This is a genomic window from Ruegeria meonggei, from assembly GCF_900172215.1.
In the GTDB taxonomy this organism is placed as follows: domain Bacteria; phylum Pseudomonadota; class Alphaproteobacteria; order Rhodobacterales; family Rhodobacteraceae; genus Ruegeria; species Ruegeria meonggei.
The window spans coordinates 1-18,344 of record NZ_FWFP01000006.1 but is presented as its reverse complement, the minus strand read 5'-3'; the positions used below and the strand labels follow the sequence as shown (position 1 = coordinate 18,344).

General features: G+C 59.0%; 18 protein-coding genes and 1 tRNA gene. 8 read left to right on the top strand and 11 right to left on the bottom strand.

Annotation, left to right across the window (positions count from 1 at the left end; all coding sequences use genetic code 11):
• The first annotated feature begins 92 nt into the window (after positions 1-92).
• Positions 93-1,196, top strand: a complete 1,104-nt coding sequence (locus RUM8411_RS11175) for a Gfo/Idh/MocA family protein (protein ID WP_085822800.1) — start codon at positions 93-95, stop codon at positions 1,194-1,196.
• Between the two features lie 34 nt (positions 1,197-1,230).
• Complete coding sequence (locus tag RUM8411_RS11170; protein ID WP_085822799.1) at positions 1,231-2,364, top strand: Gfo/Idh/MocA family protein; 1,134 nt, start codon at positions 1,231-1,233, stop codon at positions 2,362-2,364.
• Here the strand turns inward: RUM8411_RS11170 and RUM8411_RS11165 are convergent, their stop codons facing one another.
• From RUM8411_RS11165 to RUM8411_RS11155, 3 genes are all read right to left on the bottom strand, one after another.
• A complete protein-coding gene (locus RUM8411_RS11165; protein WP_085823030.1) occupies positions 2,365-3,363 on the bottom strand; it encodes a LacI family DNA-binding transcriptional regulator in 999 nt (332 codons plus the stop codon). It lies immediately after the preceding gene.
• A 141-nt stretch (positions 3,364-3,504) separates the two neighbouring features.
• Positions 3,505-3,580, bottom strand: a tRNA-Val gene (locus RUM8411_RS11160).
• Between the two features lie 73 nt (positions 3,581-3,653).
• Entirely contained in the window at positions 3,654-4,907 is a 1,254-nt protein-coding gene (locus tag RUM8411_RS11155; RefSeq protein ID WP_085822798.1) for an aminotransferase class V-fold PLP-dependent enzyme, read from the bottom strand.
• Positions 4,908-5,136: 229 nt separating this feature from the next.
• Between RUM8411_RS11155 and modA the strand changes: the two genes are divergently transcribed.
• The 4 genes from modA to RUM8411_RS11135 all read left to right on the top strand — a co-directional run bounded on the left by modA (position 5,137) and on the right by RUM8411_RS11135 (position 8,311).
• Positions 5,137-5,916, top strand: coding sequence for a molybdate ABC transporter substrate-binding protein (gene modA, locus RUM8411_RS11150; protein ID WP_085822797.1), 780 nt, complete (start codon positions 5,137-5,139; stop codon positions 5,914-5,916).
• A 4-nt stretch (positions 5,917-5,920) separates the two neighbouring features.
• Positions 5,921-6,613 (top strand): molybdate ABC transporter permease subunit, encoded by a 693-nt coding sequence (modB, locus tag RUM8411_RS11145; protein ID WP_085822796.1) that lies wholly within the window; start codon positions 5,921-5,923, stop codon positions 6,611-6,613.
• Positions 6,610-7,707: a molybdenum ABC transporter ATP-binding protein gene (gene modC, locus RUM8411_RS11140; RefSeq protein WP_085822795.1), complete on the top strand. Its 1,098-nt coding sequence runs from the start codon at positions 6,610-6,612 to the stop codon at positions 7,705-7,707. Before modB ends, modC begins: the two co-directional genes overlap by 4 nt.
• 196 nt (positions 7,708-7,903) lie before the next feature.
• Positions 7,904-8,311: a hypothetical protein gene (locus RUM8411_RS11135; protein ID WP_085822794.1), complete on the top strand. Its 408-nt coding sequence runs from the start codon at positions 7,904-7,906 to the stop codon at positions 8,309-8,311.
• A 6-nt stretch (positions 8,312-8,317) separates the two neighbouring features.
• Here RUM8411_RS11135 and hemF read toward each other — a convergent pair whose 3' ends face one another.
• Genes hemF through clpS form a run of 4 tightly spaced genes read right to left on the bottom strand, consistent with a single transcriptional unit; the run spans position 8,318 to position 11,381 of the window.
• Positions 8,318-9,202: an oxygen-dependent coproporphyrinogen oxidase gene (gene hemF, locus RUM8411_RS11130; RefSeq protein WP_085822793.1), complete on the bottom strand. Its 885-nt coding sequence runs from the start codon at positions 9,200-9,202 to the stop codon at positions 8,318-8,320.
• 5 nt (positions 9,203-9,207) lie between these two features.
• The gene (locus RUM8411_RS11125) at positions 9,208-10,008 is read right to left on the bottom strand and encodes an SDR family NAD(P)-dependent oxidoreductase (RefSeq protein ID WP_085822792.1); all 801 of its coding nucleotides are present in this window, start codon (positions 10,006-10,008) and stop codon (positions 9,208-9,210) included.
• A gap of 37 nt (positions 10,009-10,045) precedes the next feature.
• Positions 10,046-11,011, bottom strand: coding sequence for a class I SAM-dependent methyltransferase (locus RUM8411_RS11120; RefSeq protein WP_085822791.1), 966 nt, complete (start codon positions 11,009-11,011; stop codon positions 10,046-10,048).
• Positions 11,012-11,039: 28 nt separating this feature from the next.
• Positions 11,040-11,381 (bottom strand): ATP-dependent Clp protease adapter ClpS, encoded by a 342-nt coding sequence (gene clpS / locus RUM8411_RS11115; RefSeq protein ID WP_085822790.1) that lies wholly within the window; start codon positions 11,379-11,381, stop codon positions 11,040-11,042.
• A gap of 93 nt (positions 11,382-11,474) precedes the next feature.
• Here clpS and RUM8411_RS11110 point away from each other — a divergent pair, with 93 nt between their 5' ends.
• Complete coding sequence (locus RUM8411_RS11110; RefSeq protein WP_085822789.1) at positions 11,475-12,176, top strand: HAD family hydrolase; 702 nt, start codon at positions 11,475-11,477, stop codon at positions 12,174-12,176.
• Positions 12,177-12,457: 281 nt separating this feature from the next.
• A complete protein-coding gene (locus tag RUM8411_RS11105) occupies positions 12,458-13,843 on the top strand; it encodes a D-alanyl-D-alanine carboxypeptidase family protein (protein WP_085822788.1) in 1,386 nt (461 codons plus the stop codon).
• Positions 13,844-13,911: 68 nt separating this feature from the next.
• Here the strand turns inward: RUM8411_RS11105 and RUM8411_RS11100 are convergent, their stop codons facing one another.
• The 4 genes from RUM8411_RS11100 to RUM8411_RS11085 all read right to left on the bottom strand — a co-directional run bounded on the left by RUM8411_RS11100 (position 13,912) and on the right by RUM8411_RS11085 (position 17,835).
• Positions 13,912-15,159, bottom strand: a complete 1,248-nt coding sequence (locus RUM8411_RS11100) for a hypothetical protein (RefSeq protein WP_085822787.1) — start codon at positions 15,157-15,159, stop codon at positions 13,912-13,914.
• A 151-nt stretch (positions 15,160-15,310) separates the two neighbouring features.
• Entirely contained in the window at positions 15,311-16,072 is a 762-nt protein-coding gene (locus RUM8411_RS11095; protein WP_085822786.1) for a LamB/YcsF family protein, read from the bottom strand.
• 12 nt (positions 16,073-16,084) lie between these two features.
• The gene (locus RUM8411_RS11090) at positions 16,085-17,083 is read right to left on the bottom strand and encodes a 5-oxoprolinase subunit C family protein (protein ID WP_085822785.1); all 999 of its coding nucleotides are present in this window, start codon (positions 17,081-17,083) and stop codon (positions 16,085-16,087) included.
• The gene (locus RUM8411_RS11085; RefSeq protein WP_085822784.1) at positions 17,080-17,835 is read right to left on the bottom strand and encodes a 5-oxoprolinase subunit B family protein; all 756 of its coding nucleotides are present in this window, start codon (positions 17,833-17,835) and stop codon (positions 17,080-17,082) included. Before RUM8411_RS11085 ends, RUM8411_RS11090 begins: the two co-directional genes overlap by 4 nt.
• Between the last annotated feature and the right edge of the window lie 509 nt (positions 17,836-18,344).

The following is an 18,344-nucleotide window of genomic DNA, read 5'->3' as shown; positions in this document are numbered from 1 at the left end:
GGGGTTGGCAAAGTTTGGACCTTGCGTTGAATCGATTCACACGATACTGATTTTGCAACCGGTTGCAAATAGTATGTTCGGAGCCGCGGCAGATGCCTGAAATCGGAATTGGAATTGTAGGTGGCGGCTATATGGGTAAGGCCCATTCCGTTGCCATGTCAGCGGTGGGTGCGGTGTTCAACACGGCGCTGCGACCACGGCTTGAGATGATCTGCGCCTCGAGCCCGGACAGCGCAGAGCGGTATCGGATGGCCTATGGTTTCCAGCGCGCGACCGAGGACTGGCGGGTACTGGTTAGTGATCCTTCGGTGCAGGCGGTTGTTATCGCCTCGCCGCAAACAACCCACCGCCAGATCGCCGAAGCTGCTTTTGCCTTGGGCAAGCCCGTGTTGTGTGAAAAACCACTGGGCGCTTCGCTGCAGGACGGCCAGGCTATGGTGACCGCGGCTGAGGCGGCAGGCGTCACCAACATGGTTGGCTTCAACTATGCCCGAACCCCCGCCACACAGTATGCGCGTCAGCTTATAGAAGCCGGAGAGCTGGGCGACATTACCTGGTTTCGCGGCGAACATACCGAGGATTTCTATGCCGACCCCGAGGCCCCGGCCACCTGGCGCACGTCCGGAATGGCGAATGGCACCATGGGCGATCTGGCCCCGCATATGGTCAACGGTGCGTTGGCTCTGATGGGGCCGATCGCCAAAGTTATGGCCGAGGTTGAAACCGTTCATCATACCCGCCCCGGCGGTGACGTGGACAACGACGATCATGCTCAGATCATGTGCCGATTTGAAAGTGGCGCGATGGGCAATATCTATGTCAGCCGCATCTCAACCGGACGCAAGATGGGCTATGCCTACGAGGTGTCTGGAACCAAGGGCGCGCTTCGATTTGATCAGGAAGACCAGAATGCCCTGTGGCTGTATCGCCGCGAGGGCCCCGAAGCGCAGCGTGGCTTTACCAAGATCCTGACCGGCCCGGCGCACCCGGATTACGAGTCGTTCTGCCAGGGTCCGGGCCATGGCACCGGCTATCAGGATCAGATCATTATCGAGGCTAAGGATTTCCTGCAGGCAATCCATACGGGCAAAGCCACCTGGCCCACGTTCCGCGACGGGCACGAGGTGAATCGCATTGTCGCTGCCGCGTTGGCCTCCTCTGACCAGCAGAAATGGCAAGACATCCGCGATTTCTGAACACACACAACGATACGATAGAGAGACAAGAACCATGGCAAAGCTGAAATGGGGCATGATCGGTGGTGGTGAAGGCAGCCAGATCGGGCCCGCGCACCGTTTGGGTGCGCTTGCGGACGGGATGTTCGCGCTGACCGCCGGAGCACTGGACCACCGCCCGGATGTGGGCCGCGCCTATGCCCAAAGCCTGGGTGTCGCCGCTGACCGCGCCTATGGCGACTGGCAAGAGATGCTGGCCGGTGAAATAGACTGCGCTGACCGGATTGATCTGGTTACGATTGCCACGCCGAACTCTACCCACTTCGAAATCGCCAAGGCGTTCCTTGAGGCGGGGTTCAATGTGCTCTGCGAAAAGCCGATGACCATGACCGTGGAAGAGGGGCAAGAGATTGTCCGCGTGGCTGAAGCGTCCGGGAAAATCTGCGCGGTCAACTATTGTTATTCTGCCTATCCAATGGTGCGACAGGCGCGCGCGATGGTGCGGACCGGTGACATTGGCAAGGTCCGGCTGGTTGTGACCAACTTCAGCCACGGCCACCATGGTGACGCCACCGATGCTGACAATCCACGCGTCCGCTGGCGCTATGATCCCACGATGGCGGGTGTGTCTGGTCAGTTCGCCGATTGCGGCATTCACGCGCTGCACATGGCCAGTTTCATCAGCGATGATGAGGTGAAAACCCTGTCGGCCGATATGGCCTCGACCATCCCAAGCCGCGAGCTTGAAGATGATGCTATGGTTAATTTCCGCATGGAAGGCGGCGCGGTCGGGCGATTGTGGACCTCGTCCGTGGCAATTGGGCGTCAGCACGGGTTCGACATTCAGGTCTTTGGCGAAACCGGTGGTCTGCGCTGGGCATCTGAGCAGCCCAACCAACTGATCTATACGCCCGTCGGCGGTCGTACGCAGATCATCGAAAAAGGCGAGGACGGTTTGCACGATGACGCGCAGCGCCTGTCCCGCGTGGCCATTGCGCATCCCGAAGGGTTCCCGCTGGCCGTTGCCAATATCTATTGCGATCTGGCCGATGCCATTCTGGGTGAAACCCGCGACGGCCTGCCGACCCCGTCCGATGGGGTTCGATCGATTGCCGCAGTTCATGCGGCGGTGGAGTCGTCAAAGAGTGGTGGTGCGTGGACAGATGCACGTCCGCCGATGTTCCGGTGATCAGGGGCGGGGCCGCAACGTGCCCCGCTCAATCACGCGGCAGGGAAAAATCCGGGCCTCGGGATAGCGTTTGGGGTCTTTCAGCATCTCTTCGACCAGATCGACAGACGAGGTAATGATCTGCTTGATCGGCTGATGAATGGTTGTCAGTGCGACGCTTTCCCAACGTGACATTTCCATATCATTCAGGCCGATAATGCCGATATCTATACCCGGTTTCAGCCCATGATCAGATAGCGCGGACAGGGCGCCAATGGACAGGATGTCATCGCCACAGAAATACCCTTCGGCAGGGGTTCCCTGCAGTAAGCGCAGCATTTCGGCGCGCCCGGCCTCGAAAGAATAATTGTCCGCGAAGGAATAGGACACGGCGATACTGGGGTGTTTTTCTACCTCTTCCATAAAACCACGATACCGGTCCCGGGCCGAGGTTGCGTCTTTGGGTCCGCCCAGATACCCGATGCGTTTGTACCCGCGCGCCAGCAATTCCCGCGCCGCCATTCGCCCGCTTTCCACATTGTCGATGCCGACCACATGCACCTCAGGCGAGGTGGCCGAGCGTCCAAACGTATGGACCACAGGCACGCCCGCATCGTGGAACGCCTTGGCAAAGCTGGGCGGCAAGGTCGAAGAGGCCACGATCACCGCGTCCACGGAATACTGCCTGAGCATCCGAACTGAATTTGCAGGCTCGGTCTCATCGGTCAGATTGACGATCAGCGGCCGCAATCCCCGTTCCTGCAGGGCACGGGTGAACTGGTCAAAGACTTCAAGGAAGATCGGGTTGTGAAAGTTGTTCGAGATCAACCCGATCAGCTTGGTTCGGCCAGTCGTCAGCGAAGACGCCAACGCATTGGGGCTGTACCCCAGTGTCTGCGCGGCCTTTTCGACCTTGCTGCGGGTTTTGGCAGACACCGACGCGCCTTCGGTAAAGGTCCGCGACACCGCTGAACGCGACACACCAGCCAGTGCGGCGACGTCTTTCAGAGTGACACTCATGACAGGCACCAAAGATCTAAAGGAGGGCAGATATGCGGTTTCATAGCGGAAATACTATGCATCATTGCATGAAACTTGCAATCGGTTGCAAAACTTCCCGGCAACTGAGGCCACGATCGTGACAGTTTCGCGAAAAGGGAATGGTGGGTGATGAGAGACTCGAACTCCCGACATCTTCGGTGTAAACGAAGCGCTCTACCAACTGAGCTAATCACCCGTGACGGTGCATGTAGCCAAGCCTGCGCGCGGGCGCAAGAGGGTCTGGCACAATTTCTTTAACCAAAGTTGGATCAGGGCGCCATCTCGTTCACGGCTGCCAGCAACTGGGCGACTTCCTGTTCGGTATTATAGTGGCACAACGAGATTCGGATGCAGTCGCTTAGGCCCAAAGGGTTCAGCACATTGCCGCTGTAATGGTCGGCCTTTCGGATATGTGTGCGGATGCCCTGTTCGTTGAGGCGGCTCACCACCTCGGCCGAGGGCACATCGCGCACGACGATCGACACCAGCCCTTCACGCGCCGGGTTGTCCGCCCCGGCCAGAATGTGCACATGGTCCATGTCGCGCAACCCGGGCAGGTTGCCTGTGCCGTTGATCATGGCGTTTGTCAGATGGGTCTCATAGGTGTGAATCGCATGACCTGCGGCCTCGATCCGGGCGCGGCGGTCGGAAACGTCCGAAACCCGGGCACCCAGCCAGTCGAAATAGCCCACGACATCGGACATGGTCGCATAAGATCCGGTGTCGCGGGTGCCGAACTCCCACCCATCCGCCGGGGCGTCGATCAACTGATCATGGGGCAGGGCGGTCAGCCGGTCTGAAATCCATGCAATGCCGTATCCGTGGCGCGAAAACACCTTATAGGGCGAAATCGCATACCCATCGACGCCATAACTGTTGATATTTACCTGACCATGCGCGGCGTGCTGGATGCCGTCGACAATGATGAAACAATCGGGTGAGACGCTACGGATCACCTGTGCAATGGCCGCCACATCCATACCCATGCCGGTCACGGGTGAGGCATGCAGGATTGTTGCGACACTGACATCCGGGGTCATCGCGGCGCGGTAGGCGTCGGCGGTGACCAAGCCGGTGTCGTCATTATGCGGCACCTCAACATAATCTAGCCCCGCGATATCGGCCCAGCGCCGCGCCGCGCTGCGGCTGGCCGGATGCTCGATCGAGCTGCCGATGACTTTGCTGCCTTTGGGTGCATTCACGCAGGCGGTGCGGATCATGCGAAACAACAGCTCTGTCCCGCTTTCGCCTGCAAAGAACTGCCCGGTTGGGGCGTTCATGAACACAGACAGATCAGCTTTGGCAGTGTCGATGATATCGATCAACGCATGACTGGCCACGTTGTCGCGCCCCTGATTGTCCGGGATGGCGGCAAATCTGGCCGAGGTCTCGACCACGGATTTCAGCGTCAGCGCTCCGCCTGCGTTTTCGAAAAAGACGCGCGGGCCCTGAAACGGACAGGTATCGACATGGGCAAAACGGGCGCGGATCGCGTCGATCAGGCCGGGGGTCGTGTGTAGCATTTTGGTTTTCCTGTCCTTTGGCTTAAGCGCAGAATTGCGCCGCTGCGCCGCAGGTTCAACGACATTTACGACACGAGCGGGAGGGGAACTGACGAAAATGACCACGCGGCTGGGATATTCCTTTGGATTTACGCATTCTGCAACGTGTCGGCTTTGTAAAGGCGCTTGCGTGTCACCTGTTGCCTCAGATATCCCCGAAGGAACTGTAATCCTCCAGACGGGAGAGCACATGATCCTGTCCCTAGCCCGCCGGTTTCTGGTCGCGGCCTTGGTGTTGGGCACTTTGACACTGGTTCCGATCCGGGCCAGTGCGTCAGAGGTTTTGGTTTTCGCCGCTGCCAGCCTGAAGAATGCTCTGGACAAGATCGGTTCGGATTTCGAACGGCGGACCGGGCACGAGGTTACGGTGTCTTATGCGGCCTCATCCGTACTGGCCCGTCAGATTCAATTGGGCGCGCCGGCCGATGTGTTCATTTCGGCCAATGTGGATTGGATGGATGTTCTGCAAGATCAAGATCAGATTAAAGCCAACACGCGCGTTGATCTTCTGGGGAACAGGCTTGTGCTGATTGGTGGGCCTGATCAGACCGGGGTTGGAGAGATACGCGCAGATATGGACCTTTCCGCTGCGCTGGACGGGGGTCACCTGGCCATGGCACTGGTTGATGCGGTACCGGCAGGGATCTATGGCAAGGCCGCGTTGCAGAATCTTGCGCTGTGGGAAGAGGTTCAGAGTCAGATCGCGCAAACCGACAATGTCCGCGCAGCGCTGGCGCTTGTCGCGACAGGTGCCGCCCCGCTGGGGATTGTGTATCGGTCCGACGCACAGGTGGAAGAAAGGGTTCAGGTTCTGGGTACTTTTCCGTCCGATCTGCACCTGCCGATCATTTACCCGGCGGCCGTAACTACCTGGGGCAGGCCCGAGGCGCAGGCATTTTTGACATATCTTCAGTCAGGCCCCGCCCGTGAAGTGTTTGCGGATCAGGGCTTTGCCCTGCCGGGCAGCTGACCGCATGGGGTGGTTGGGTCCTGCAGAGCTTGAGGCGCTGAGGTTATCGCTGCGTGTGTCTTTCTGGGCCACGCTGGTGACCCTGCCATTTGGTATCTTTGTGGCTTACGCTCTGGCGCGTTGGCGGTTTCCCGGTCGCCAATTGCTGAATGGGTTGGTGCATCTGCCACTGATCCTGCCGCCGGTGGTAACGGGCTATCTGCTGTTGCTGACCTTTGGCATTCAGGGACCCCTAGGCAAGCTGTTGGCCGAGCTTGGCATCGTCGTGGCCTTTCGCTGGACCGGGGCCGCGCTGGCCGCCGGGATCATGGCCTTTCCGCTGATGGTGCGGGCCATCAGGCTGTCGATCGAGGCCGTTGATCCGAAACTGGAACAGGCGGGGGCCACGCTTGGTGCCTCGCGCCTCTTTGTATTTGCCACGGTCACCCTGCCCATGATCCTGCCCGGTGTGATTGCCGGAGCCATCCTGGCTTTTGCCAAAGCGATGGGAGAGTTCGGGGCGACGATCACCTTTGTGTCCAACATCCCGGGACAGACCCAGACATTGCCCTCAGCTGTTTATGCCTTTCTGCAGGTGCCGGGAGGCGAAAACGCTGCGACGCGGTTGGTGGTGGTGTCGATCATCATCGCCATGGGCGCGCTGTTGTTGTCGGAATATGTCGGCCGCCGTGCCGCCGAACGGGTGTCCGGATCATGAGCCTGTCTGTCCGTCTGCAACATGAATTGCCTGACATGCAGCTGGACCTCAGCTTTGATGCGCCCCCGGGCGTGACGGTTCTGTTCGGGCGATCAGGTTCTGGGAAAACCACCGTGGTCAATGCGGTCGCCGGATTGCTGCGGCCTGCTGCCGGGCGGGTCGCTGTTGACGGGTGGGAGCTGTTTGACACTGAACAGGGCCTGTGGTTGCCACCGCATCGCCGGCGATTGGGATACATCTTTCAGGAAGGCCGCCTGTTCCCGCACCTGACCGTTCGTCAGAACTTGTCATACGGCCGTTGGTTTGCCCCGAAAGGCGCGCGGCGAGAAAACCCGGACAAGGTAATTGAGATGCTGGGCATCGGCCATATGCTGAATCGCCGCCCTGCCGGTCTTTCCGGCGGTGAGAAACAGCGTGTTGCCATTGGCCGCGCGCTGCTGGCCAGCCCCCGGTTGATCTTGGCGGATGAGCCCTTGGCTGCGTTGGATGACGCGCGCAAGGCCGAGATTCTGCCCTATTTCGAACGTCTGCGGGATGAGGTTTCAGTACCCATCCTCTACGTCACACATGCTGCGGCCGAAGTCGCCCGCTTGGCGACTTCGGTTGTTGCCTTGCAGGATGGCAAGGTGGTTCGGCATGGTCCGGCCTCGGACGTGCTGGCCGATCCCTCGGTTGCCCCGGCTGGCGTACGGGCCGTGGGGGCGGTGTTGCAGGTCAAGGTGTGCGAACACCACGCCGACGGATTGACCGAACTGGATGCCGGAGGGGCACGTCTGTTCTTGCCGCGCATCCCGCACCAGATCGGAGAAGACCTGCGTATCCGTATCCCCGCGCAAGAGGTCATTTTATCCAACAAAAGACCCGAGGGGCTGTCGGCCCTGAATATGCTGGAGGGCGTGGTCGACTCAATTCGCGCAGGTGAGGGGCCGGGCGCAATTGTATCGGTAAAAACCCCCGCCGGGCCCATCCTGGCCCGGGTCACCCGCCGCTCGGTCGCGGCGCTGGGGCTGGAGCCAGGGTGTGTGTGTTTTGCCGTCATTAAAACGGTGGCTTTGGCACCGCAGGATGTCGGCGGGCGTCTGAATGCCTCGTAGGCCAGTGCGGTTTGGATTCTTCCCTCCTACAGATTGAAGGGCTGCTCTTTAATGCGCTGAAAATAGCAACTTGGGCCGAAATCTGAAATTGTGAAACTCCCAGGTCCTAAGCGGTCACTGTGACCCGATCTTTACTCACCCCATATGTCCACTATGCTATGTTGCAGGTTCAGATTTTGACCAGGGATGTGCAGCCATGCGGTTATTCAGAATGTCACTTGTTGCAGCCGTGTTTGCCCTGCCGGGGCTTGCGCAGGCGGTTGGGTTTGGCGTGGGAATAAACCCGGGCTTTCGCACGACAGTGACGCCATTGAAGGGCGGTATTTATGAGGTGTCGAGCAGCGGAACCTCGGCGCCGGTTGCTTATTGGTGTGGGATCGGGGACTACGCTATTCGTACCCTCAGAACAAAAGCCACGCAGCGCATTTACATCGCCGGGGCCTATCAAAAGGGTATCCGGACCGTTCAATTTTCGCTGACACCGCCCGAAGGGGCGGATACTTCCTCCAGTTATTCGGTTACCGTCAAACGGGTGGGGGCGAACATGTCCGCAGGTTCTGCACAGGGCTATTGCTATGACAACCTGATGGATTTTGGGTTCTGAGGTCGATCAGACCCACTTGGCCAGCGGCGGCAGGCTCATGAGAACAGCATCGGGGTCGTGGCCGGTTTCCAAACCAAACTTGGTCCCCCGGTCGTACACCAGGTTGTACTCGGCGTAGAGCCCGCGATGCACCAGCTGCGTGTCCTTGTCCGCCTCATCAAAACTCTGTACCCGGCGTTTTTCAACCAGCGGTACAAAAGCCGGCAGAAAGGCGCGGCCGATATCCTGCGTCAGGGCGAAATCTGATGACCAGTCGCCGGTGCAGTAATCATCCATAAAGATGCCACCAACACCGCGGGCGCGTTTGCGGTGCGGGATATAGAAATACTCGTCCGCCCAATCCTTGAGCCGCGGGTAATGCGCCGGTCCGTGCGGGTCCAGATGCGCCTTTTGGGTCGCGTGGAAATGGGTGGTGTCGTCGTCATATTCGATGCACGGGTTCAAATCCGATCCGCCGCCAAACCACCAGGCGTGTGGCGTCCAGAACATGCGCGTGTTCATGTGAACGGCCGGCGCATGCGGGTTCTGCATATGGGCCACCAATGAGATACCCGAGGCCCAAAACCGAGGGTCCTCGGTCATGCCAGGAATACCCTTGCGCGCGGCCATCGCTTGTTGCGCGCGCTCACCCAAGGTGCCGTACACGGTCGAGACGTTGACACCGACCTTTTCAAACACACGCCCGCCGCGCATGACCGACATCAGCCCGCCGCCTGCATCCGACCCGTCCTGAGACTGGCGTGTGGTTTCCTTGACCTCGAACCGCCCGGGCGCGGCGTCCGAGAAGAGGCCGACCTCGTGGTTGTCCTCAAGGGTTTCGAATGCGGTGATGATGTCATCGCGCAATTGGCGAAACCAGGCAGAGGCGGTGTTTTTTTCAGTCTCGAACATGGGGCTCAATGTGCTGGGGCTGCGACGGGATCCAGCAAAGTGCGCCCGCCGTCAATTGTCAGAATTTGTCCGGTGATGAACCCGGCGGCGTCCGAGGCCAGAAACTGTGCGGTTTCTGTCAACTCGGTCGGGGCTGCAATCCGGGCCAGTGGGGTGTGTTTTTCGATATCGTTCCGGAAATCGCGGTTCTCTTTCAGGGTGGTTTGCAGCGATGCGCTCATTACTGATCCCAAAGCGATGGAATTGACGCGTATGCGGCTGGGCGCGAAGGCAACGGCCAGCGAACGGGTCATCTGATCCAGCGCAGCGGTCGACACCGAATAGGCCATCAGGTCGGGATGGGTGCGCCGCGCGGCAATCGAAGACAGGTTGATGATCGACCCCGCCGGGTTTTGTTCGTCGTCTCCTGCCTGTTTGATCATCCGTTTAGCCACTAGCTGGCTGAGCCGTAGGGCAGGCATCAGATTCTGGTTCAGCAGGGTACGCACCGAGTCGTCCTCGGTATCCAGGGGGTCAGACGGGATCACCTGCCGCGAGCCGTTGATCAGGATGTCGACCTGATCAAACGCGCCGATGGTGGCGGATAACAGGTTGGCGATTGTCAGCTTTTCGCGCAGGTCCCCGGCAAAGAACCGGATATTGCTGTCATCTGCCTGTTCACCCAGTTCCTCAGCCAGCCGTTTTTCATCCATGTCGGCGAACATCACATTGGCACCGGCATCGGCAAAATGGCGACCGATGGCCAGCCCGACGCCATTGGCCCCGCCGGTCACGATTGCGGTTTTGCCAGCTATGGAAAAGGACATGTGTATTCTCCTGGATTGCGGGGCAGGTTAGCCGGGATCACCGTCGAGGGCGAGAGGCGCGGAACACCTTGAACCGATTGTCGCCGGTCACTTCCTCGACTTGGGCGAAAGTACCGTTCAGGGTGGTTTCATAGGGCAGGTGGCGATTGGCAACCATCCACAGTGTGCCGTTGCGGATCAGGTTTCTGGCGGCAGATGTGATAAACCCTTGCCCCAGCGTTGGATCGGCACTGCGCGAGGTGTGAAAGGGCGGGTTCATCACGACTGTATCCAAAGGCTCTGGCGCCCGCCATGTGACGGCATCGGCCCAGTGAAATTGCGCGCGGGGGTCCGTGACATTTGCGCGCGCGCAGGTCAGCGCCGCGTGATCCGCCTCGACCAGATGCAGGGTCTTCAAACCGGCGGCCTGCAGTAACCCGGCCGACAGAAATCCCCATCCGGCCCCTAGATCGGCAAGGCGCGCACCCGGTTTGTCGGGCAGGGCTGCCTGCAACAGCGCCGACGCAGGATCGATTCCATCCGCAGAGAACACTCCGGGCGCGGTTTGGAACCCATCCACCGCCTGGTGTTCCGGTGCGGCCCAATCCGTGAAAGCCTGGCAGTCCGCCTGGAACCAGAAGATCTTGCCATGGGCTTTCGAAATCGGGCCCTGGACCGCAACCCTATTGCGGATGTCTTTCAGCAGGCTGTCCACCCCATCGGTCTTGGCGCCGTCCACGACAACCACTCCGCCAGCGCGGGCACAGGCCTGTTGCACCCTGCTGTGGGCCAGCGCCTTGGCACGCGGCAGGAAAACGATGGCGTCCTGACAGGGCTCATGTGCATCGGGCACAACTGAAAACCCCTGCGCGGCAAAATGGTCGTGGAAAGGTTTGAAGGGCTGAACAACCTGCGTCTGGGACGGTAGGGCAGACAAGTCGGCCGCATCGGTTGGCCCGATCACTGTCAGGGGATGCGACAGCACAAGGCCGCTTTGCAGGGCAAGATCAAGGCGAGGGGACATAGTTTATTCCGGTCAGAGCGGCAGAGCCTTACTCTTCCCGTTCCATGGTGCATTGCAAAGGGTGTTGATGCCGGCGGGCAAAGTCCATGACCTGCCCCACTTTGGTCTCGGCGATTTCATGGCTGAACACACCCACGACGGCCACACCCTTTTTGTGAACGGTCAGCATGATTTCGAACGCCTCGGCGTGGGTCATGCCAAAGAACCGTTCCAGCACGTGCACGACGAACTCCATCGGAGTGTAGTCGTCGTTCAGCAGCAGAACCTTGTAAAGCGGCGGACGCTTGGTCTTGGGGCGCGTCTGCACCAAAACGGACGCGTCTTCGTCGTCGTCCGGTTTGTCAGACATCATCCATTGGTGTTCAAGCATCGCGATCAACTGTCCGATTCAGGCTTCGGTTTATCTGTGCGGTTATATAACGTCGAACGGGCCAGAGAAAAGAGCCATCAGGACGTAATCGACATGGATCAAAAACTGACCACAATCGGCTTCGACGCTGATGATACCCTATGGCATAATGAGCGGTTTTTCCAGCTGACCCAGACACATTTCGCCGAGCTGCTGGCCGATCACGCCGGGCGCGACCACCTGTTGGAACGTTTGCTGGCCGCTGAAAAGCGCAACATCCGGCATTATGGATATGGAATCAAAGGCTTTACCTTGTCGATGATCGAAACCGCGATCGAGGTAACAGAGGACCGCGTTCCGGCATCGGTCATCCGGCAGTTGATTGAAGCCGGGCAAGATATGCTGGCCCATCCGATCGAGCTGTTGCCCCATGCACGCGAAGCCATCGAAACCGTGGCCACCACTCACCGCGTGGTGTTGATCACCAAGGGCGACCTGATTGATCAGGAACGCAAGCTGGCGCAATCAGGGCTGGGAGAGTTGTTCGACGCAGTCGAGATTGTGTCTGAAAAGTCGCCCGAGACCTATCACGCGATATTCGGCCAGTACGATGAGGGACCCGCATCAGCAATGATGGTCGGGAATTCGATGCGCTCGGACGTGGTCGCTCCGATTAAAGCCGGGTGTTGGGGTGTATATGTTCCCCACGGTCTAGTGTGGGAGATTGAGCAGGCTGAAACCCCGGCGGACAATCCGCGGTACCGGGAACTGCAGGACCTGGGTGAGTTGGCAGGCCTTGTACGGGCGTTAAGCTGATGTTGCCAATTAGCCTCAGTTCCCGAAAATCGACCATGAGCACCGGCATAATCTTGTCATCTTCATGGATTTGGTGGGGTGGGGGCAGTGATCAGCTATATGTGGTGTGCTGCTTCGCCTGACACGGAACAGCGAAAATTCAAGCTTTCGGTTTCTTTAATTGGCCTGCTGTGCTAGCTTGACCTGTAATAAAACAATTAAATTGCCGACCAGGAAAACCTGGCGGCCCGAGGCAGACAGAGGCAAAGATCGTGCAGGTTCGGCGGACAGTTCCGGCCCGAATGGGCTTATTCCTTATGGCATTCTTGTGGCTGCTTTCTTTTGCACCGTTGCAAGGGATGGCCGCACCTTATGCGGCAATGGTAATCGATGCGCGCACCGGCGAGGTGCTGCATTCGCGGAATGCTGACACTCGGCTGCACCCGGCCTCTTTGACCAAGATGATGACGCTGTACATCGCGTTCGAGGCGGTGCGAAATGGCGAGATCACACTGGATACACCCGTGCGTATCACCAAAAAAGCCTCATCCGAGCCGCCGTCTAAACTGGGCCTGCGATCCGGGCAGACTATTGCGTTTCGTTATCTGATCCGCGCGGCGGCTGTGAAATCGGCCAACGACGCCGCCACGGCAATCGGGATTGCGATCAGCGGGTCCGAGGCTGCATTTGCCCGCCGCATGACACGCACCGCCAAGGCCATGGGCATGAGTCGCACAACCTTCAAGAACGCGCACGGACTGACGGAATCAGGTCACCTGTCAACGGCACGAGACATGACCGAATTGGGTCGGCATCTGCTGTATGATTACCCGCAGTATTATAACCTGTTTTCGCGCCAATCGACCCATGCCGGGATCAAGACGGTTCCGAACACGAACCGGCGTTTGTTGGCAGCTTACAAAGGCGCAGATGGAATCAAAACCGGCTATACCCGCGCGGCGGGTTTCAATTTGGTTGCTTCGGCCAAGCGCAAGGATGAACGCATCATTGCCACCGTTTTTGGCGGTAAGTCCGGCGCATCTCGCAATGCCAAAGTGGCCGAGCTGCTGGATATGGGCTTTCGCCGGGCACCCTCTCGCGCGCCGATTCGAAAGCCTGCGCGCCCGGTTTATGCCGGGAATGCCGGTTTGGGTGCTACGGTCGCAAGCCTCGCAATCGCACCAACCTCCAGCCTGCGGCCGGTTTTGCGCCCGGGACGTACTGCTGCCGTCCAGGTGGCTGGCACCGTAGCCGCCACGGCTGCCAAGAACGGCGCACGTATTCAAGACGGAATCGCCGCGGCCATTGCGGCAGCTGACGTTCAGCCTACGACAGATGGCGACGGCACCCGGCCCGCGGCCCGTCCAAACGATCTGGTTCTGACCTCGGCCGACCCGACAGTGCAGCCCGAACCAGAACAAGAGATTGTCACCCGGCTATCGACATCAGGCGGCCATTTGTGGGGCGTCAATGTTGGCCGCTATACCACCCGATACGAGGCAGAAAAAGTTCTGTTGAAAACTGCCCTGTCGGAAATGACTACTCTGGAAGGCACGCTGCGCAAGGTGAACCAAAACACGCGCGGCTTTGATGCAACGTTCCAGGGCATGACCCGCGAACAGGCCGATCTGGCCTGCCGCAGGCTTCAGGCCCGGAATGTCACCTGTTTCATGATCGGGCCGTCATAAGACCCGACATACTCTCCTGGATGGATCTGGGCTGCGAGGAAACTCGCAGCCATTTTTTTACCAGCGCTTTAGTCGAAGACGTGGCCGTGCTGGTACTGCTCGTCCTGCCCGGCCGCTGCCGTCAAAGCGGCGACGTTATCCTTGGTGAAAAAGCCGTCATACTTGTGGCACCGCTCAATGTATTCCGTGATCAGCAGGGTGTTCTTGGAATGCTTTGAGAAGATTTGCTTGAGGTTTGGGTCGTCTTTGCATTCGCCCACCACATGGGCCAGAAACGGCACGCCCTTGTCTTTGAGCGTGTTCACCACGAAATCGACGTTCTTTTCCCCGGCGCCATGATCGCCATCCTTGATCTCGATCGCCATGTGGTGCAGGCGGCGTCCGAAATTGCGGACGAAATCCTCGGTTGGCATCGGTAGTTTGGCAAAGGAATTCACGAAGGACGGGGTATTGTTGGCCGTGAACACCTTGGCAGGGGATTTCTTGTCATCGTCGACGCTGGAATTGCGGTTCACATTGGTCGAGGAGTTCATGTCAAAGATGTTATACGCCCCCCAAAAGTAATAGGGCACCATGGTCAGAAACTCGAGGATTGCATCCTCACGCTCACCAGCAAGGACCCGCGTGGCAAGGTGGTCGACGCCCAGCATCAGCGGGGCGATTTTGGTTTCGCTGCCAAGGGCGGCCGCCCGATCCAGCTGTGCCTGTTCCGTGTTGTTCAGCACCACGCGGTCACCAAGCCCCAGACTGTCAGGATCATTGAAATCCAAAGTAGAATAGCCGACCCGGTTGCAGGTGAAATCGGACGGCGTGGTAAAGCGGAACCCATCCAACGTGTAGAACGGATTTTCGGTATCGCCGCTGTATTCAAAGCGGATATTCTGATCCTCCAGCGTCTTGCTGAGGGTGTTCAGATCAGTCGCGCCATAGATCTCTCCAACATAGCGGGTCTGGGGTGTGTTCCGCGCCAGCGGGTACATGCGGTTGATGCGCGGGATAAAGTCCTCGAAACTTGGACTTAGCGGGGCCATCACGATTAGCGCGGGATAGTCCGGGTGCGAATGCATCACCGAATACTTGTGGGTTGCACCCAGATAGGTTGCCGTGTGGCGATACGGCGTCATTACGTAAAGCTCGACCATCGTATCGAACAATGCCGTGGGCTCAACTTGCATAACGATGGCCCGCATCTCGCCGACTTGATCAGCAGTACCCGAACTGGTGCGCCGTTCATAAATCTTAGGTAGATACTCGGCGAAAAAATCCGAGTTCTTCTTGTCGCCCCGGGGTTCATAAGACATCAAATCAAAAGACATTAACTTACCTCCTTGCGCAGAACCGGCAGTCAACGGGCGCGGTCGTGCTTGGATTTGTGGTATTCAGAACATGCACTTGCAAGCATGCTAGGGGCTGAATCGCGTGCGGGCAACAGTAACAAGGTAAGGGGCCGATCTTACACCGAGGTGGTTACCGGATGAACTTTGTCACCTCGACCCCGCCTTCGATCAGGTTCTTGCGTACCGACCGGGCGATCTGCACCGCCGTGGGTCCGTCGCCATGCAGGCAGATTGTGTCGATCGAGGTCTCCAACCTCTTGCCGCTTTCGGTGAGGATGGCACCCTCGCGCACCATGTTCAGGATGCGCGGGCCTGCTACATCGGGGTCATGGATGACGGCGCCGGGCAGGCTGCGGTCCACCAGCGTGCCGTCGTCGTTATAGGTGCGATCTGCGAAAATTTCGCCGACCCACTTACAGCCAAGCGCGCGCACGGCCTCTTCCTGTTTGGTCACGGCCAGAACCATGATGATGATATCCGGGTCAACATCCAGCGCGCCCTGATAACAGGCCCGCGCCATGTCGACATCGGCCGAGCACATATTGGCCAGCGCTCCGTGCAGCTTTAAGTGGCGCACGTCGGTGCCAACCGCCCTGGCCATGCCCTTTGCTGCGCCCAATTGATAGCGCACCAGATTGCGCAGGCTGTCATGCGGCACTTTCATATTGCGCCGGCCAAAGCCCTGAAGATCGGGGAATCCGGGATGGGCGCCGATGCCGACACCGTTTTCAGCCGCCAATGTCATCGTCTTGACCATCACATCCGGATCACCTGCGTGAAATCCGCAGGCGATATTGGCCGAGGTGATGATCTTGAGCAGGCTTTCATCGTCGCCCATGTTCCAGGGACCAAAGCTTTCCCCCATATCGGCATTCAGATCGACGCTGGGCATGGGCATTTCTCCTTAATCGGTGGCCGAGATCATTCCGCTGATCAACTGGTAGGACAACAGGTCAGCAATGTCATTGGGGTCGCGCACCAGCGGCTCAACCCGAGCCCGCAGCCGGGACAGATCCGCCAGATAGGCGGCATGAAGAGCAACGGCATCATCCAGGGTCACGAACTTGAACCGAACCTCGGCACCTGCGGGGGTTTGCGCCGCACGGGGCAAATCACAGGGCAGGACGGTGGCGATGCGCGGATACCCTCCGGTGGTCTGGCATTCGGGTAGCAGGATAAAGGGGTTCCCTGTGCCGGTCATCTGGATATCGCCGGGTGTGATGACCTCGGACAAAATGTTCAACTGCCCCTTGGCGGCAAACCCGTCGCCATCGCAATCCAGTTGCACCCCCATCCGGTTGGCCCGCGCCCCGCGGCGAAATGTGGTCCCTGCAAATCGGTCACGTGTATTTTGGTCAAACAACGGGGTCTGAAAGCTGGCGACAACGCGCAACTCTCCTCCGTTAAACCGATCATCGGGGCGCAGTTTCATACCCGCGCGCCCCGAGGCTTGACCGGCGGGCAGAAGATCACCCGCCTGCACTGCGCGCCCGGCATTGGCCGTCAGATGGGTCGCGCGTGAGCCCAAAAACAGCGGAGCATCAATCCCGCCCGCAATATGTAGATAGCCATAATTTCCTTGCTTTACCGCTCCGATCACCAGCTTCTGCCCGGGCTCAAGCGGATGAGAGGCGTTCCAGGCGACCGGGCTGATATCAATGCTGGCCTGCATTGGCGCGCCGGTTAGCGCGATATTGATGGGTTGCGTGGCCTCGAACGTGCCACCTATCCCCGCCATTTCAAGCGCAGCGCAGTCCGGGCTATGACCCAAAAGGGCCGCTCCTTCGTGCAGGGCCAGTTGATCTGCCGCCCCGGACCGAGACAATCCCTGATCCAGTAACCCGGTTCTTCCTTGATCCTGCACCGTGCAAGCCGGGCCGATCTGATGTACGCGCAAGCTCAACCGGGGATTTCCTGACAGGTGGCGCCACCTGCGCCGTCAGTATTGCGCGCGCGGATATCTTCCAATTCTTCCCGCGAGACCGGCAGGAACTGCATCTCATCCCCGGGGCGCAGCGCGAAACTCTGCGCGGCCTCGGGGCGGAAACAGCGAAAGGCGGTTTGGCCTACATGCCGCCATCCTGTCGGCGTGGGGCCGGAAAACAGCACAAACTGGGATATCGCCAGCACCAGCGCGCCTTCGGGCACCATTGGTGTCAATTCTTTGAGACGTGGAATGTTGAACTCTGGTCCAAGCGGCCCGAGATAGGGCTGCCCCGGCGCAAAGCCAATTGTCAAAACCCGTACACGCGTTTCACTGAGGCGGCGGATGGCTTCGGCAGTGGACAAGCCTGCGACCGCGGCGGCCTCATCCAACTGCGGCGCCAAATCTCCGCCATATACGGTCGGCACCTGCCATAGGTGGCGTCCGGTGGGCAGTGGCGCGTGATACCAATCCCGTTGCTGTAGCACCTGTTCCACGCGCGCCCGGATTTCAGAATGTTCCAGGCGGGTGGGATCGAACCGGACATAGGCAGATGCCAAAGAGGCGGACGTTTCGATCACCCCGTCCCAGTCACTGGAATCGATTGCATTGCGAAAAGCCAGCGCCGCGCGGTTCGAGGGTTCTGCCATCGTGTCCGCAAACGATATCAATAGACCGTCCAGACCAGCGGTGCGTATGCGTGGAAAAGGGTCAGCTTGGGTATGGGTCATGTACAGAACGTTTGGCCGTGTTGTGCAGGCGAGGTGACCGCATCGGGGAGAAATGCGCAAGGCCTATGCGCCTCGATTTGTTTATTTTGGGTTTTAAGGGACAATGAGTCGTGAAAATCGACCACAAATTGAATCGTTTGACCAATTCGACTCGGCCTTTCCTTGTGGGTGTCGACAAGAGACTCACTATATGTGGGGTGCATGCAAAGGGACGTATGTCATTGACGCGCCGTGGCCGCCCATCTGTTTGATGTCGGTGGTCGAAATGCTGTAGTGAACTTTAGGTTAATATGTTGAATTAAAACGATAAAAGCAAAAAACGCAAAAAAATCGCGCAAGATGTACTTTTCTGCTTGCGGTCTTATGCGGTTAAACTTAGAACCCCCTTCACCGGCGCTGCTGAGGTGGTGCTGACGGGTCGGAGAGACGGCCGGACGGACCGGAGAGACGGTTGGACGCCTGGGAGAGACTGGGGGCATCTTAGGGAATGGATTAGGCGGGCGCGCTGA

What these genes read in the sequence shown, in the direction of transcription:
- RUM8411_RS11175 (WP_085822800.1), top strand. Translation starts at nt 93, where the DNA reads ATGCCTGAAATCGGAATTGGAATTGTAGGTGGCGGCTATATGGGTAAG.
- RUM8411_RS11170 (WP_085822799.1), top strand. Translation starts at nt 1,231, where the DNA reads ATGGCAAAGCTGAAATGGGGCATGATCGGTGGTGGTGAAGGCAGCCAG.
- RUM8411_RS11165 (WP_085823030.1), bottom strand. Translation starts at nt 3,363, where the DNA reads ATGAGTGTCACTCTGAAAGACGTCGCCGCACTGGCTGGTGTGTCGCGT.
- RUM8411_RS11155 (WP_085822798.1), bottom strand. Translation starts at nt 4,907, where the DNA reads ATGCTACACACGACCCCCGGCCTGATCGACGCGATCCGCGCCCGTTTT.
- modA (WP_085822797.1), top strand. Translation starts at nt 5,137, where the DNA reads ATGATCCTGTCCCTAGCCCGCCGGTTTCTGGTCGCGGCCTTGGTGTTG.
- modB (WP_085822796.1), top strand. Translation starts at nt 5,921, where the DNA reads ATGGGGTGGTTGGGTCCTGCAGAGCTTGAGGCGCTGAGGTTATCGCTG.
- modC (WP_085822795.1), top strand. Translation starts at nt 6,610, where the DNA reads ATGAGCCTGTCTGTCCGTCTGCAACATGAATTGCCTGACATGCAGCTG.
- RUM8411_RS11135 (WP_085822794.1), top strand. Translation starts at nt 7,904, where the DNA reads ATGCGGTTATTCAGAATGTCACTTGTTGCAGCCGTGTTTGCCCTGCCG.
- hemF (WP_085822793.1), bottom strand. Translation starts at nt 9,202, where the DNA reads ATGTTCGAGACTGAAAAAAACACCGCCTCTGCCTGGTTTCGCCAATTG.
- RUM8411_RS11125 (WP_085822792.1), bottom strand. Translation starts at nt 10,008, where the DNA reads ATGTCCTTTTCCATAGCTGGCAAAACCGCAATCGTGACCGGCGGGGCC.
- RUM8411_RS11120 (WP_085822791.1), bottom strand. Translation starts at nt 11,011, where the DNA reads ATGTCCCCTCGCCTTGATCTTGCCCTGCAAAGCGGCCTTGTGCTGTCG.
- clpS (WP_085822790.1), bottom strand. Translation starts at nt 11,381, where the DNA reads ATGCTTGAACACCAATGGATGATGTCTGACAAACCGGACGACGACGAA.
- RUM8411_RS11110 (WP_085822789.1), top strand. Translation starts at nt 11,475, where the DNA reads ATGGATCAAAAACTGACCACAATCGGCTTCGACGCTGATGATACCCTA.
- RUM8411_RS11105 (WP_085822788.1), top strand. Translation starts at nt 12,458, where the DNA reads ATGGGCTTATTCCTTATGGCATTCTTGTGGCTGCTTTCTTTTGCACCG.
- RUM8411_RS11100 (WP_085822787.1), bottom strand. Translation starts at nt 15,159, where the DNA reads ATGTCTTTTGATTTGATGTCTTATGAACCCCGGGGCGACAAGAAGAAC.
- RUM8411_RS11095 (WP_085822786.1), bottom strand. Translation starts at nt 16,072, where the DNA reads ATGCCCAGCGTCGATCTGAATGCCGATATGGGGGAAAGCTTTGGTCCC.
- RUM8411_RS11085 (WP_085822784.1), bottom strand. Translation starts at nt 17,835, where the DNA reads ATGACCCATACCCAAGCTGACCCTTTTCCACGCATACGCACCGCTGGT.